The organism is Solitalea koreensis (assembly GCF_900182575.1).
Taxonomy (GTDB): Bacteria; Bacteroidota; Bacteroidia; order Sphingobacteriales; family Sphingobacteriaceae; genus Solitalea; species Solitalea koreensis.
In genome coordinates this window covers 65,094-80,348 of sequence record NZ_FXSZ01000008.1, presented here as the reverse complement: position 1 = coordinate 80,348, position 15,255 = coordinate 65,094, and the positions used below count along the sequence as shown (strand labels likewise).

The following is a 15,255-nucleotide window of genomic DNA, read 5'->3' as shown; positions in this document are numbered from 1 at the left end:
CTATTTAATCATATCAATTCGGACGGTTTTAAAACCTTATAAAATGAAATTTAAATTAGGTGATTTTGTACGTTTTATTGACGAACGATTAGAAGGCTATGTTACCAAAATTATCGACAGTCATACTGTAGGCGTAACAGGGGATGATGATTTTGAAATACCTGTTTTAGCATCGAAGATCACATTGGTGCAAGGCGAAGATGCTGATCGCAGAGAGGATTCTAATTTAGAAGGATCGTCTAAAATCATTGAACAGGCACAAACGAAGGGTGTGTTTTTAGCTGTGGTTGAAGATCCGAAGGTAAAATCGGTAGTACATTTACATTTGGTGAATGATACCGATTTCCAATTGTTGGCTACCTTGACCACTGAAAGGCAATTTAAATATAAAGGGGAGTATGCAGGGATCATTGCTCCAAAAGCATCGGTAAAGCTGCATTCCTTATCTTTGTCTGAATTAGATATTTGGCCTAAAATGACGGTTCGTTTATTGTTTCATTCGTCTCAAAACCTTAAACCGCTTGAACCTTTAGTAGCTGATTTTAAGTTTAAAGCCAAAGATTTTGCTTCCGCCAAGAAACAAGTGGCCAAGTTAAATCAGCAAGGTTGGGTTTTGCAATTAGATGAACCTGAGCTGGCCATTGATACCGAAAAGCTAAAGGAGAGCTTTTATAAGCCGGCCGTAGAAAAACAAAATATCGAAAAACCTTCCAAGGAGGTCGATTTACACATCGAAAAATTAAGAGATGATTATCAGTTTATCAGCAATGGCGATATTCTGAAAATTCAAATGGCTCATTTTCGAAAAACACTTGATGCTGCAATCGTCCATAAATTGCAATCTATTGTATTTATTCATGGGGTTGGTAACGGTACTTTACGTCATGAAATACATAAAACAGTTAGCGGACATCCGCAGGTCCAAACCTATAAAGATGCACGTAAAGAAAAGTTTGGTTACGGAGCTGCTGAGGTGTTTTTGAAATAGTATCTTTTTTGCAATTATTCTATATTTGATCAAAAGAAATGAATCATGGAAGAGAATCAAGAAAACCAATTAAATATTGAATTGTCTGAAGAAGTAGCAGAAGGCATTTACTCCAACTTGGCTATTATAACTCATTCAGCGACTGAATTTGTACTCGATTTTATTCGTATTATGCCTGGAGTTCCGAAAGCAAAAGTAAAGTCTCGTGTTGTGCTTACTCCTGAGCATGCAAAACGTTTACTCAATGCAATGGCTGATAACATTCAGAAATATGAAATGGTAAACGGAAAGATTAAAATGCAGGAAGGGAATCAGGGTTTACCCATGAATTTTGGTGGGCCAACTGCTCAGGCATAATCAAAAACTTTTACACATGAAATTATAAAGCTGTTCTCTTATGGACAGCTTTTTGTTTTAGGATGATTTTGTTGTTCATGGTTTTATTCGCAGATTTATAATAATCCCCAATAATCCCCTATGTAAAATGTTATTGGAAATCAATATTTCAGAGGTAGTATTAAATACCTATTTGCTAATAATTTACATGTTTGCTGTGGTTGTGGCGGCTAGAATACTATTGGAGAATCGAAACCCTGCTAAAACAGTTGCTTATTTGTTGTTATTACTATTTATTCCTTTTGTGGGCATAATTGTTTACATTTTTTTTGGTCTTAACTACAGAAAAAAAAGGTTATATAAGAGAAAGTTGAAGGCCGATACAGAGCTTTTTGGATATGTACGCAAACAAATTGTCAAGGAGTCAGAACAAGTGATGGCTGAGCATAGTGAATGGATGAAGGGGAGAGAAAGTATTGTCAGATTATTACTCAATGATTCATTGGCAAAACTTACATCCGATAATCAAATAGATTTATTAATCAATGGAGAAGAAAAATTTCCGGCTGTTTTTGCAGCGATGGAAGCTGCAGAAAAATTCATCCATCTTGAATATTTCATCTTCGAAAATGATAAAATCGGGCATGAAATAAAAGAGCTTTTAATACGCAAATCAAAAGCAGGGGTAACAGTACGATTTATTTATGATGATTATGGAAGCAGACATCTGCATTCAAATTTTATTAATGAATTGAAAGCAGCCGGCATTCGTGTATTTCCTTTTTATCGTATTTATTTTCCGTTATTAGCCAATAGAATTAACTATAGAGATCATCGGAAAATAATAGTGGTCGATGGCAAGGTTGGTTTTATAGGAGGGATCAATGTTTCAGATCGATACATCAATTTAAGAAGAAAGCACAGAAAAGGTAAAAAAGGACTTTATTGGAGAGATTCGCATATACGTATTGAAGGTTCGGCGGTACAAGGGTTGCAATATTTATTTATTTCCAATTGGAATTTTTGTTCTGAAGAAGACTTACAATTAACCAATCATCTTTTTCCGCAACAAACAGGCCATGGGAATGAATTGGTTCAAATTGCCAGCAGCGGGCCTGATTCTAAGCACTCTACCATAATGATGTCCTTTGTCGCAGCTATAAATTCCGCAATCCGTTCCATCTATATAACAACTCCGTATTTTATTCCAAATGATGCTTTAATAGATTGTTTGAAGAGAGCCGCCATTTGTGGGTTGGATATACAATTATTGATTCCTGGCATAACCGATACGTTATTAGTTAATGCTGCAGCGCGTTCTTTTTATGAAGAATTAATGGAGGTAGGGGTGAGAATATTTACCTATCAAAAAGGTTTTGTACATGCAAAAACCGTTGTGATTGATGATAACTTATCAATAATCGGGACGGCCAATATGGATGTTAGAAGTTTCGATTGTAATTTTGAAGTTAATGCTGTAGTGTATGGTACCGATTTAAATCTCAAGTTAACTAATTCCTTTAAAAATGATCTTTTAAATAGTAAAGAATTGGATTTGGCCACATGGCGACAACGAAGCAGATGGAAGAAGTTGGGAGAGTCTATTGCGCGTTTGCTTGCCCCACTGCTTTGAGATTTAAGACACAAGAATCAAGATTAAAAGAGCTTACATTAAGGAATCTAGGTAAGCCATTATGTTTTCTTCTTCATCGGGCTTGAACCAAACCGTGTTTTTATCGCGATTGAACCATGTCAGCTGCCGTTTTGCAAATCGGCGTGTATTTTGTTTAATGAGTTCAATTGCACGTTCTAAGCTTTGTTTTCCTTCGAGATAATCAAATAATTCAGTATAACCCACTGTTTGAAGCGCATAAGTGTCTTTATGAACAATCACCTTTTTAACTTCCTCTAATAATCCAGCTTCCATCATTAAATCAACCCGGTGATTGATGCGGTTATATAATTCTTCCCGATCTAAATTGATTCCTATTTTGATGATGTTAAACGGACGCTCTTTTTTAATATTTGATTTGAAGGAAGAAAATGGTTGGCCTGAAATCAAACACACCTCTAATGCCCTTATTACGCGTTGTGAGTTGCTCAAATCAATAGAGGTATAGTATTCCGGATCCAGTTCTTTTAATCGTAGCTGAAGCGGTTCAATTCCGTTTTCTTCGAACTCTTTATTCAACTGAGTACGGATCGTTTCATCACCTTTAGGTAAATTGTCAAAACCCTCACAAACCGCATTGATATATAAGCCCGAGCCCCCAACCAGAATTAATTGATCGTGTGTTTTAAAAAGCTTGTCGATCACTATTAATGCTTCTCTTTCAAAAGAACCTGCATTGATATCATCGAAAATGGAGTGAGAATTAATAAAATGGTGAGGAGCCTGCGATTGCTCTTCAAGGCTGGGTTTGGCTGTTCCAATACTAATTTCTTTAAAGAATTGACGTGAATCAGCAGAAATAATCTCAGTTTTATAGTGTTTCGCCAATTCTATAGCCATTCGGGTTTTGCCTGAAGCAGTGGGCCCAACTATTACAATAAGTGTTTTTGAGGTCAAAAAAGATTAATTATAAGTGTTGAATGATGAGTTGAAAGGCTAAATTTAAATGTTGAATTATGAATGTTGAATTAATTCATGAAAAAGTTTCTTTAAATCTAAGAATTGAATATTATTCAATATTCAACATTCATAATTTATTAAAGAAAAGATTAGTAGTCATCACGATTATTACCGTACTCTTCGTCACCATCTCCGTAGCCCATATCACCAAACTCGTCTTCACCATCCGCCGACTCTTCACTTTCCGGATTCTCATCATCTTCAGAGGTTTCAGTGTGAGCCGATAAGTCTTCAACATCAATTCCGAAAACATCCAGTTCTCCTGGTTCTTCAATATCAAATTCATCTGCTACACTATCAATTGCACTTGTACCAGCTGCAGGAGCAGTAATACGGAATTGTTTAGGAGCGTCACCGGTAGCGCGTACACAAACAGGATAGTCAATATTAGGATCAGCTTCCAGGGAAATTTTGATCAATTGAACATGGAAATCAAAAGGCTTTTCGAAGTTTGAAACATAATAAAACTTCTGATGAGGATCGTCGATAAACTTACTTAGCTTAACGTCTTTCATCAGTTTTATACCATTTTCAATTTTTCTTTCTGATGGCAGAAAGGCAATTTCTTCACCTTTAATCCAGTGATCATTACTTACATAAAACGATGAAGAATTTTCCGGATTGAAATTTATTGCTTTATGAATGGCATAGTGAAACTCTTCGAACGTTTGGTTCGATTTGATATCGATCTCACGAACAACATCATAATCATCAAAAGAAACTTTGAATCGATAAATAGCCATTGTTATATAGTTTTTTAAACAAAAATAGGAAACAGCATTCACTGATTAAAAGATCATTGTCAAAAAGTGCCTATCCCTTTGATTTACAAATGTAAAATTTGAAGTTAAAAACTAGCGAAAATATGTTTAAATGAATTTATCCGAAAATAACTTGCAAATGAAATTTTAATATTTAACTTTGATATGCAAAGTACTTTTAAAAACATGACCAAAAATATAGACCAACATCTTGAATCTTTGACCGAGATTAAATGTTTTATGGAACGCTCTTCAAAGTTTATATCATTGAACGGATTGTCGGGCGTTTTTGCAGGAGTTTATGGCTTACTAGGCGCTTTTGCTGCCTGGTATTATTTTAATTTGGGAGTTTTTTCTACATCTAATTCAAATCAGGATAGCCCTGAAGCACTTCGGTTTTATATTCTTGATGCATTGTTGATTTTAGTTTTATCATTATCAACAGCCATTTGGTTGAGTAGCCGAAAAGCGAATCGTCAAAGCAAATCCTTATTTGATAAAACAGCTCAACGCTTGGTAATCAATTTGTGTATCCCTTTAGGAGTAGGAGGGATATTTTCACTTTCATTAATCCTGCAAGGAAATTATGGACAACTAGCGCCGGTCATGCTTATTTTTTATGGATTAGCATTGGTAAATGCCAGCAAGTATACCTTTGGGGATATTCGTTATTTGGGCTTGGTTGAGATTGTTCTTGGACTAATCAATTTGTTCATGATTAGATACGGGTTTTGGTTTTGGTGCTTTGGCTTTGGTTTTATGCATATAATGTACGGACTATTGATGTACAGAAAGTATGATGCCGAGTAGAAAATCTATCCATAACATTGAAAGTTAACAACCGTGATTGAACTACTACAACAATTCAATAAAGCCTTTGAGAGCAAAGCAAGGCTAGGTATTATGTCGGTGCTGATGGTTAATGAGAGCGTTGATTTCAGCTCACTAAAAGAACTTTTACAGGTAACTGATGGTAATTTGGCAAGCCATGCTAAAGCATTAGAAGAGCTTAAATACATTGTTGTGCACAAACAATTTATTGGCAAAAAGCCAAATACTACCTATACAGCTACTGAATTGGGAAAACAAGCTTTTATAAATCATTTAAACAGTCTTGAAATGCTTTTGAAAAGCAATAAATAGAAATCTAATTTTTTTATGCGTATACTTTGAAATGCAAAGTACTTTTTATTTTAAATCTAAATCAAAAATATGGAAACATCAAACAATGAAAATTTTAATGATTCACGGCAATTGGGCTTCTGGGAGAAGAATGCGGTAATTGTCAAACTATCTATGATCGGTTTCTTGTCCTTACTGTTATTAGTTCCATCTGCAATGATTCAAAACCTGATATCAGAGCGAACTCAAACACGTGATGAAGCCGTTAAAGACATTTATGCTAAATGGGGGAAAGAGCAAACCGTAGCTGGATTGATATTAAATGTTCCTTATCGTGTTGTAATGAAAGACAGGGACGGAAAAGAGGAGGTTTCGCTAGCATTCCTCCATTTCTTACCAGAGCAATTAGCAATAAGTGGGAAAATTGTACCGACCATCCGTTATCGAGGTATTTACAAGGCCATATTGTATAATGCCAGGTTAAAGTTTGGCGGTAGGTTTTCGCAACCCGATGTGAAAGGTTTGAAGGTGAATCCGGAGAGCATTTTATGGGAAGACGCTTTTTTAACCCTTGGTATTAGCGATTTAAGAGGAATTAAAGATGTAATCAAATTAACCATTAATGGTAAAACCTATGGAGTGAATCCTGGGGTTGAAAACGGCGGAGTATTCCATTCAGGTGTTACTATTCCGTTTGCTATTGATCAATCCATGGTTGTAAACGCATTTAATTTCAATTTTGATATGGATTTAAACGGAAGTAAAAAAATCAGTTTTTGGCCTTTAGGTACTGAAACCAAGGTTGTAATTAACTCTAATTGGAATTCCCCAAGTTTTTCTGGGGCATTTCTTCCGGAAAAGCGAGATATAACAGAGAACGGATTTAATGCAGAATGGAAGGTTCTTGAATTGAATCGTAATTTTCCGCAGAAATGGGTAGGGGATCAATATGGATTTGAAGATGCCAGTGAAAAAAATGTAGTTTTAGAAGACTCCTCAAGAAAAATAAATACAGCTACTGATTTTACTTTTGGGGTTAACCTTATCATGCCAGTTGATTTTTATCAAAAGGTTTCCCGCTCGGCCAAATATGCCATAATGTTCATCGCTCTCACATTTACTGCATTTTTCTTTATTGAAATAGTGAACAAAAAACGTATTCACCCCATCCAATATATTTTGGTTGGAATGGCGTTGGTGATATTCTATTCTCTCTTATTATCACTTACTGAACAAATTCCATTCAATTTCGCTTATATGATTTCATCCGGAGTAACCATTGCTTTAATTAGTTGGTATTCTTATACCATTTTAAAGAGTCTGGGGCTTATGATGTTAATGGGTATTATTCTTTCAGGACTTTACGTTTTTCTGTTCGTTTTATTGCAGTTACAAGATTATGCCTTATTAATGGGTAGTATTGGTTTGTTTGTCATTCTTTCGTTAATCATGCTTGTTTCACGCCAGATCGATTGGTATAACATCAAACAACTGAATTTGGGCTAAATAGGTTGATAAGTAGAAAGTAAAAAAGGTGGCAAAATCAACCTTTGTCACCTTTTTTATAACTAACCTTTAGTAACCATTAATTATTATCAATAATCATTACACCTGTTTTTGATCACTCTCTTCAGGTTCCGGAGCACGATCATATACTATAAGTCCCATGGTGACTCCTTTTTCAAGGATGAATTCAAGGGCTTGTTGGCGGTCGTTTTTGATATCACCTTCTAAAATGGCTTCACGAACAAGATTTTTAAGGATGCCAACATCTTTTCCTGCTTGCAAATGAAACATTTTCATAATGTCGTTACCGGTAACTGGCGGCTGCCAGTTGCGCATTCGGTCGCGTTCTTCTACATCTTTCAGCTTCTGTTTTACCAGTTCAAAGTTGTTTTTGTACTTCTTAATCTTGTACTCGTTTTTGGTGGTTACATCAGCATGACAAAGAATCATTAACGATTCAATATCTTCACCGGCATCAAAAAGTAAACGACGTACAGCTGAATCGGTAACAATTTCTTGCGCAAGTACAATGGGACGAAGGTGAAGCTGTACCATTTTCTCCACAAACTTCATCTTTTCATTTAAAGGCAATTTAAGCTGACGGAAAATTTTAGGAACCATACGGGCTCCTCGATCTTCGTGTCCATGAAAAGTCCATCCTTGTTCCGGATCAAAACGTTTGGTAGCCGGTTTGGCAATATCATGTAAAATTGCTGCCCAGCGAAGCCATAGGTCATCAGTATCGTGACAGATATTGTCAAGAACTTGTAAAGTGTGGTAAAAATTATCTTTATGAGAACGACCGTTTATGGTTTCCACACCGTAGAGGGCTACCATTTGAGGGAAGATCAGTTCCAATAAGCCGGTATCAAACAATAGTTTAAAACCGATAGAAGGTTTTCTAGCTAAGATGATTTTATTCAGCTCGTCGGTTACGCGCTCAGCGGACACTATTTTTATGCGCTCTTTATTTTCAGTTATGGCCAGGAGCGATTTTTCTTCAATTTGAAATTCAAGCTGAGTGGCAAAACGAATTGCTCGCATCATGCGTAATGGATCATCAGAATAGGTAATGCCAGGTTCTAACGGCGTGCGTATGGTTTTATGATTCAGATCGTCAATACCATTAAATGGATCAACCAGCTCGCCAAAACGTTCAGGATTCAAACGAATAGCCATTGCGTTGATGGTAAAATCCCTGCGATTTTGATCGTCTTGTAAATTGCCTTCTTCAACAATGGGTTTACGGGAATGGGAGCGGTAGGATTCTTTACGAGCTCCAACAAATTCTACTTCCAGGTCATCCAGTTTCAGCATGGCCGTTCCGAAGTTTTTAAAGATAGCAAGCTTTTTTTCCAGTCCAACTCTTTTTGCTATTGCTGTGGCAAATTCAACGCCGTTGCCTAATACCAAAATGTCCACGTCTTTTGAATTGCGCTTTAGAAAAATGTCGCGTACAAACCCTCCAATGACAAACGCTTCGACCTTAAGTTTTTGCGCTTCTTCAGAAATGATTTTAAATATGGGATTTGTTAGATGAGCTTTCATTTGATTCTCTGTTGTTGGTTACGAATTGCCTGAAATTGCTATTAACCGTTAACCATCAACTAATTATTATTTTCTAATGATTTTTACCTGTCCGCCCACGCCAAGTTTAATGATGCTTGACGGCTGTCCGCTTTTTTTAACCTGTTCGAAATCCACAACATAATCAACACTTGTAATGATTTCTTCATCGATATCGGAAAAACTTTTAGGAGAAGGTTCTCCGCTTAAATTTGCAGAAGTTGAAACGATGGGTTTACGGAATTTACGTAAAAGATGCTCGCAAAAAGGATGTTTTACAACCCGAATGCCAATGCTGCCATCTTCATTAATTGCATTTGCAGCTAAGTTTTTAGCTCCGTCATAAATAATAGTAAGCGGTTTATCACTGTATTCTATTAAATCATAAGCAATAACCGGAACTTCTTTTACGTACTTATCAATATCATTAATATTGGATACGAGTATAATAAGGCTTTTCGTTTCAGATCTATTTTTTAGCTTGAAAACCTTTTCTACTGCCTCCGGATTTGTAGCATCGCACCCAATTCCCCAAATTGTATCGGTGGGGTAGAGGATAGTTCCTCCTGCATTTAAAACTTCTAATGCATTATTGATTTCTTTCTGCATATTTCCTTAACGTAAATCTATTGCAAAACTAAAAATAAAAAAGGTATGAAGTCTGAAACGCTGTTCTTCCTTCATACCTAATTAAAGAAATTTCTTTAATTATTAAACAGCAACGTTGTAATCACGTAATGCGTTGTTTAACGAAGTTTTTAAGTCAGTACTTTCTTTACGCTTACCAATGATAAGGGCACAAGGTACTTGAAATTCGCCAGCATTGAATTTCTTGGTATAGCTACCTGGAATTACTACTGAACGGGCCGGAACTACTCCTTTATACTCTTTAGGTTCAAATCCGCTTACATCAATAATTTTAGTTGAAGCAGTAAGAACAACGTTTGCACCTAAAACAGCTTCTTTTTCTACACGAACACCTTCAACAACAATTGCACGTGAACCAAGGAAACAGCCATCTTCAATAATCACTGGTGCCGCCTGAACAGGTTCTAATACACCACCAATGCCAACACCACCACTTAAATGGACATGTTTTCCAATTTGTGCGCATGAACCAACAGTTGCCCAAGTGTCAACCATGGTACCTTCGTCAACGTAAGCTCCAATGTTAACATAGGAAGGCATCATAATCACACCTTTGGCTAAGTAAGAACCATAACGCGCTAGGCCATGAGGTACCACACGAACACCGGTTTTGGCGAAATCTGTTTTTAATTTGATCTTATCATTAAAAACAAATGGTCCCGCTTTGATTTCTTGCATCTCTTGAGTTGGGAAATACATGATCACAGCTTTCTTGATCCAGTCATTTACATGCCACTGACCTACAATAGGTTCAGCAACGCGTAATTCTCCTTTATCTAATCGTTCTATAACGTCTTCAATCGCAATTACAAAATCGCTGTAATTAAGCAATGAACGATCTTCCCAAGCTTTTTCTATTTTTTCTTTTAAAGCAGTTATTGGCATTTTTTGATTTTTATAGAATGTATGTAATTAATTATTTAGGAGATTAAAAGGTAATCTTAAATTAAGAAAATGCAAATAACGCAATTTTTCTTGAGTAACGCTAGAGAATGAGAGTGTGTTTGCTAAAATTGCAGGTTTCATCTTAATATTTAACTAATTTCGTAATATGAATGAATCAGAGAAATTACGGATCGATAAGTATTTGTGGGCAATCAGAATCTTCAAAACCAGAAGCCTGGCGGCTGATGCATGTAAAGGTGGAAAAGTGAAGCTAGATGGACATAACGTAAAGCCGGCAAGCGTAGTAAAGGTTGGAGAGGTGTATTCTGTTCAAAAAGGAATTGAACGAAAGATTATTAAAGTAACCGGACTCTTAGATAAAAGAATGGATGCTCCAACAGCTGTTTTGTATTATGAGGACCTTACACCACCTTCAGAAACGCCAAGACATATGTCGGTTTTTACTTCTCCTGTTTTTACCAGAGATCGCGGTACCGGACGCCCTACCAAAAAAGACCGACGCACTCTTGATGATTTGCGCGATAGCGGAGATTAAGTTTTCATCAACTTCAGTTCATAACATAACTCATCTTAAAAATAAAAAAGCGAGTGTCCCAAAATTTTTGGGACACTCGCTTTTTTTAGAAGCTATTAGAATTTAATACATAACTGTTACTCCTCCTGCAAATGGTTTCAACTGATCTTTATTTGGTTTGAAAATGAAATAGTAAGTAGCGGTCGGAACCGGTTTGCCATCTACACGTCCATCCCATCTTTGATTTTCGCTGTATCCATTTGAATAGAATATCTTTTCTCCATAACGGTTAAATACATACACTTCTGCATTTGGATATTTTTCAGCGCCTGGTATTTCCCAATAATCATTTTTACCATCACCGTTTGGTGTAAATGCGTTAGGAGGATTGATGTTTGGCAACACATTTACATGAACATGACATTGAGATATACATCCTTCTGCATTTGTTACGGTTACGGTATAATCCATATCCGCACTTGGAGTAAGTGTCGGATCTGCAATAGTAGGATCGCTTAATCCGGTCCCCGGTGACCATTGATAAGTGTAGCTTTTGCTTTCGGATGATTTCAATGCCACATTTAAGTTAATTGAATTGCCTATTAATACATCAAAGTCTTTGCAATCAATTACCGGTAAATCATTAACCACAATGTCTTGTGATTTAACGTCGGCGCAATTATACTCATTGGTAAAGGTGTAATAGATTTTCTGTACACCAGGTCCTACCATATACGGTTTGAAAATATTATCCACCACACCGGCTCCGGAGTAGAAACCTTTTCCGACTACGAATCCGCTAACACCCATACCTCCGGTAAGCACTACCTGATCTTGATTCAAGCAAACCGGGGCAAAAGGAGCTAATGAAGCAATTGGGTTTGGATTAACCGTAAACAGTTGATCTTTTATTGTGAAGCAGGTTCCTGCACTGTAAACGGTCAACCTCGCCATGTAATTTTTAGGCGTAGTACTTGAAGGCATATGAGCAATGATTCGTTTTGTGCCATTGTTTTCAATTACCACATTATTGGTTATATCTACACCACCTTCAAAGAATTGCCATTTCCAAGTTGTAATAGCACCGAAAGCAATTGTTGAACGGTCTTCAAAGATCAACCCATCGTTCACACAATAAGGCTGCTGCGATTTGATTACAAAGTCGGCCTGAGGTTGAGCATTGATATCAAAGGTGTGTATCTGTTTGTCCTCGCAATGAGGCGATTTAACTGTTAACGTCACCGTTTTTGTTCCAGCGGTTTTATATTGATGAACACCAACTTTTGAAGTTGAAGTAGTGCCATCTCCAAAATCCCACAGATAAGTAAGTACCGATCCATCTGCAATGGTGCTGTTGTTAACAAATGTTGTTACATCAATCACACAATCTGAAGGAGAAACAAAAGCTGCAATAGGTTTTGCCCAAACAGTAACATTAATTGAATCAGTGGCGGTACAACCTCCTTGATTGTACGCAATCACAGAATATCGAGCACTATCAAGAGCAACAAATGTATCTTTCGTTGCGCCGGCAATATCTACGTTGTTTTTTCTCCACTGGAATCTGTAGGCTAATGGACTCGCTTTTAAGACAACACTATCACCTTTACAGAATTGTGTAGAACTGCTGGCTGAGATTTTCACGGTTGGCAAATCGAACACCGTTATGGTATCAAGTTTAGAAGTACTACAACCAGTGAGCGGGTCAGTATAAGTATACATAATTTCATGAATACCGGCACCTGCAGAATCAGGGTAGAAGGTTGATTTGTAAATACCCTTGCCTCCATTCAGCATCGAATAGATACCTGGGCCAGGTGCTCCACCAGTAAGCGGGAAGGCAGGAACATTTATACAAACTGTATCCTGAGGTATATTAAGTGATACCGTTGGTTTAGCAAAGACTTGGAATGGTTTAGAAGTACTATCGGCACATCCATACTCTGTAACAAGTTTCATTTTTGCTGTTAACGTTTTTCCAGCCCAAGCAGGATCCAGATAAATACTCACCTGATTTCGTTTATCTATCGTTAAGTTCAGATTAGTAGGTCCATCATAAATAGCCCAGGTAAAATCATAAGCTACACCAATTTTATTTATACTGGTATCACGCATCACAAGCGAATCTCCGGCACAAGCATTGGCTTTACCTTTGAAGTAGAAGTCAGCTTTTGGTTTTGTGCCCAACATAATGAACTCTTTAGTTAAGCTATCAACGCAACCATTAATACTAGTTACTATTAATTTAACCTGTTTTTTGCCCGGTCTATCATATTGATACTTACCGTCTTTAGCTGTATAAGTGTTATTCAGATTATCTGGTTCACCGAAACTCCACTTATAAGTCAGAGGCGAAAGATTACTGATTGTACTGTTGTTAATAAATGTTGCAGTATCAACTACACTACAGTTAGCTGGTACTGTAAACGCAGCAACTGGTTTTGGCCAAATAGTAATTGTATATGGCGAAGATAATTGCATACAACCGTAAACATTGGTTACTGCAACTGTGTAATCAAAAGTGCCCACTTCTGAAACATTTAAAATTGAATCAGTAGCCCCTGTTATTATGCTACCGTTTTTAAACCATTGATAAAAAGCAGCAAGCTCTGTTTTAAGTTTAATCGTCTCGTTTTGACAGGTTTCATCACTGCTTGCCGTAATGGTAGGGGATGGCAGTGGCCGAACTGTAATGGTGTCGGTAATTGAATTAATGCAGGTTGTAACAGGGTCAGTATAAGTGAATCTGATACCATGCTTACCTACACCTGCAACCATTGGATCAAACTGATTCGTACCTGCCACTATTCCGGCTCCTGTTAACACTCCACCCGTAGCTGGTGTTACATTAATAGTAATGAGCCCTGGAGTGAAACAAACCTCTTTATTAGTAATATTTATTGCGATTTTTGGTAATGCCTTAATTGTAAATGGTTTCAATGCGGAACTATCCACACATCCTCCTTCTGTAGTAATCACTAATTTTACTTCATAGTTTCTATCTACCGAATCTTTAGGGAATGTAGCGTACACATCAGGTAGATTCTTAACAAGGACCCCTATTCGTTTACCACTCTCAAAGAATTGCCAATCGTAAGTTTTAATAGTACCTACTGCAACTGTTGCGGTGCTTTGTAAATGAATTGAATCCTGAGAACAAATTGCATTATTTGTTATGTTAAAATCAACAACAGGGCTTGTTCCAACAAAGTTGTACATCTGAGTAGTTGGGTTTGAACAACTCGGCGTTTGATCTGTCTCCACAGTTAAAGTAACATTATACTGACCAACCGCTGTGTAGGCATGCGTTACGGTAGGAGTTGTTACCGTTGCAGTGTTGCCATCACCAAAGTTCCAAATATACCTTGCAATGTTTGCCGGAGCTACGACTGTACTTGCAGAAGCATCGAAAACAGTACCACTTACTGAAGAACATGAACTTGGAACCTCAAATTTCGCTTCAGGTATAGGATTAATAATTACTGAAGCCGTGCTTGATGTTATTGGGCAAGCGAAGTCACTCATCACTTCTACATAATAAATACCAGGTGTATTTACCACTAAGCTTGAACCAGTTTGGCCAGACAATTTACCTAAGGTTTGTTCGTACCATTGATAATATAAAGACCCTGATGTGACGCTTGTTGTTACTGATAATGTTGTAGTACCGCCTGCACAGATTGTTTGTCCTAAAGGTTGTGTTGTGATGATCGGTAAAGGACGTACATTGATCACAAACGATCCGCTGGTCGTACAGCTTCCGTCGTTCCCCGTTACCAGGTAATTGATTGTATTGGCCCCGTCCATAACCAGCCCCGGAGTGTTCGGGTCAAAGGTAGTACCCGTCACGCCGGTGCCGCTGTAGGTAACCGTGCCGGCAACATTGTTTGTTATCATAACCCAGTTGGTTAAGTCCACAATTTTTCCAGCTACTGCACATACATTAGGCTCTTTAACAGTTGCGATTGCATCTGGCATCGGATTAACCGTTATATCTTGAACAGTTGAAGTATTGGTACATCCTGCAGCCGTTGTTACTGTTAACTGCACCTGATAGGTTTTACTTGTAGATAGAACAGGGAATGTAAATTGCTGAATCGGATTAGAACCATTAACTGTTCTTACTACAACTCCTCCATCTAATACTTCAAAACGGTAATCTACTATCGGACTGACGCCTGTCGAAGAAGTAGCGGCATCCAGCTGTACAGCAGCACCTTGACATACCGGACTAGGCGCCGTGAATGCAGCCACCGGCACGGTACCATTGTATTGG

13 protein-coding genes are annotated in these 15,255 nt (G+C 37.4%); 7 read left to right on the top strand and 6 right to left on the bottom strand.

Annotation, left to right across the window (positions count from 1 at the left end; all coding sequences use genetic code 11):
- The first annotated feature begins 43 nt into the window (after window positions 1–43).
- From FN756_RS12045 to cls, 3 genes are all read left to right on the top strand, one after another.
- Window positions 44–988, top strand: coding sequence for a Smr/MutS family protein (locus FN756_RS12045; protein WP_142604362.1), 945 nt, complete (start codon window positions 44–46; stop codon window positions 986–988).
- Between the two features lie 45 nt (window positions 989–1,033).
- On the top strand, window positions 1,034–1,345 hold the full coding sequence (locus tag FN756_RS12040; protein WP_142604361.1) for a DUF3467 domain-containing protein: 312 nt from the start codon (window positions 1,034–1,036) through the stop codon (window positions 1,343–1,345).
- Window positions 1,346–1,472: 127 nt separating this feature from the next.
- Entirely contained in the window at window positions 1,473–2,957 is a 1,485-nt protein-coding gene (gene cls / locus FN756_RS12035) for a cardiolipin synthase (RefSeq protein ID WP_142604360.1), read from the top strand.
- Window positions 2,958–2,990: 33 nt separating this feature from the next.
- Here the strand turns inward: cls and miaA are convergent, their stop codons facing one another.
- Window positions 2,991–3,893, bottom strand: coding sequence for a tRNA (adenosine(37)-N6)-dimethylallyltransferase MiaA (gene miaA / locus FN756_RS12030; RefSeq protein WP_142604359.1), 903 nt, complete (start codon window positions 3,891–3,893; stop codon window positions 2,991–2,993).
- 152 nt (window positions 3,894–4,045) lie between these two features.
- On the bottom strand, window positions 4,046–4,699 hold the full coding sequence (locus FN756_RS12025) for an IS1096 element passenger TnpR family protein (RefSeq protein ID WP_142604358.1): 654 nt from the start codon (window positions 4,697–4,699) through the stop codon (window positions 4,046–4,048).
- A 204-nt stretch (window positions 4,700–4,903) separates the two neighbouring features.
- On the opposite strand from FN756_RS12025, the gene FN756_RS12020 reads away from it, so the two are divergent.
- From FN756_RS12020 to creD, 3 genes are all read left to right on the top strand, one after another.
- Window positions 4,904–5,527, top strand: a complete 624-nt coding sequence (locus FN756_RS12020; protein ID WP_142604357.1) for a hypothetical protein — start codon at window positions 4,904–4,906, stop codon at window positions 5,525–5,527.
- 33 nt (window positions 5,528–5,560) lie between these two features.
- Complete coding sequence (locus FN756_RS12015) at window positions 5,561–5,860, top strand: winged helix-turn-helix domain-containing protein (protein WP_142604356.1); 300 nt, start codon at window positions 5,561–5,563, stop codon at window positions 5,858–5,860.
- A gap of 69 nt (window positions 5,861–5,929) precedes the next feature.
- Entirely contained in the window at window positions 5,930–7,345 is a 1,416-nt protein-coding gene (creD, locus tag FN756_RS12010) for a cell envelope integrity protein CreD (protein ID WP_142604355.1), read from the top strand.
- Between the two features lie 99 nt (window positions 7,346–7,444).
- Here creD and FN756_RS12005 read toward each other — a convergent pair whose 3' ends face one another.
- The 3 genes from FN756_RS12005 to FN756_RS11995 form a co-directional block, all read right to left on the bottom strand.
- A complete protein-coding gene (locus FN756_RS12005; protein ID WP_142604354.1) occupies window positions 7,445–8,893 on the bottom strand; it encodes a CCA tRNA nucleotidyltransferase in 1,449 nt (482 codons plus the stop codon).
- Window positions 8,894–8,959: 66 nt separating this feature from the next.
- Window positions 8,960–9,520 (bottom strand): L-threonylcarbamoyladenylate synthase, encoded by a 561-nt coding sequence (locus FN756_RS12000; RefSeq protein ID WP_142604353.1) that lies wholly within the window; start codon window positions 9,518–9,520, stop codon window positions 8,960–8,962.
- Between the two features lie 102 nt (window positions 9,521–9,622).
- A complete protein-coding gene (locus FN756_RS11995) occupies window positions 9,623–10,444 on the bottom strand; it encodes a 2,3,4,5-tetrahydropyridine-2,6-dicarboxylate N-succinyltransferase (RefSeq protein ID WP_142604352.1) in 822 nt (273 codons plus the stop codon).
- Window positions 10,445–10,610: 166 nt separating this feature from the next.
- On the opposite strand from FN756_RS11995, the gene FN756_RS11990 reads away from it, so the two are divergent.
- The gene (locus FN756_RS11990) at window positions 10,611–11,000 is read left to right on the top strand and encodes an RNA-binding S4 domain-containing protein (protein WP_142604351.1); all 390 of its coding nucleotides are present in this window, start codon (window positions 10,611–10,613) and stop codon (window positions 10,998–11,000) included.
- 102 nt (window positions 11,001–11,102) lie between these two features.
- Here FN756_RS11990 and FN756_RS14505 read toward each other — a convergent pair.
- On the bottom strand, window positions 11,103–15,255 hold a 4,153-nt coding region (locus FN756_RS14505; protein WP_185955273.1), incomplete at its 5' end, for a PKD domain-containing protein.

Excerpts from the sequence above, each read along its gene's own strand:
- FN756_RS12005 (WP_142604354.1), bottom strand. The coding sequence starts at position 8,893 with ATGAAAGCTCATCTAACAAATCCCATATTTAAAATCATTTCTGAAGAA.
- FN756_RS11995 (WP_142604352.1), bottom strand. The coding sequence starts at position 10,444 with ATGCCAATAACTGCTTTAAAAGAAAAAATAGAAAAAGCTTGGGAAGAT.
- FN756_RS12045 (WP_142604362.1), top strand. The coding sequence starts at position 44 with ATGAAATTTAAATTAGGTGATTTTGTACGTTTTATTGACGAACGATTA.
- FN756_RS12025 (WP_142604358.1), bottom strand. The coding sequence starts at position 4,699 with ATGGCTATTTATCGATTCAAAGTTTCTTTTGATGATTATGATGTTGTT.
- creD (WP_142604355.1), top strand. The coding sequence starts at position 5,930 with ATGGAAACATCAAACAATGAAAATTTTAATGATTCACGGCAATTGGGC.
- FN756_RS12040 (WP_142604361.1), top strand. The coding sequence starts at position 1,034 with ATGGAAGAGAATCAAGAAAACCAATTAAATATTGAATTGTCTGAAGAA.
- FN756_RS12020 (WP_142604357.1), top strand. The coding sequence starts at position 4,904 with ATGACCAAAAATATAGACCAACATCTTGAATCTTTGACCGAGATTAAA.
- FN756_RS11990 (WP_142604351.1), top strand. The coding sequence starts at position 10,611 with ATGAATGAATCAGAGAAATTACGGATCGATAAGTATTTGTGGGCAATC.
- FN756_RS12000 (WP_142604353.1), bottom strand. The coding sequence starts at position 9,520 with ATGCAGAAAGAAATCAATAATGCATTAGAAGTTTTAAATGCAGGAGGA.
- cls (WP_142604360.1), top strand. The coding sequence starts at position 1,473 with ATGTTATTGGAAATCAATATTTCAGAGGTAGTATTAAATACCTATTTG.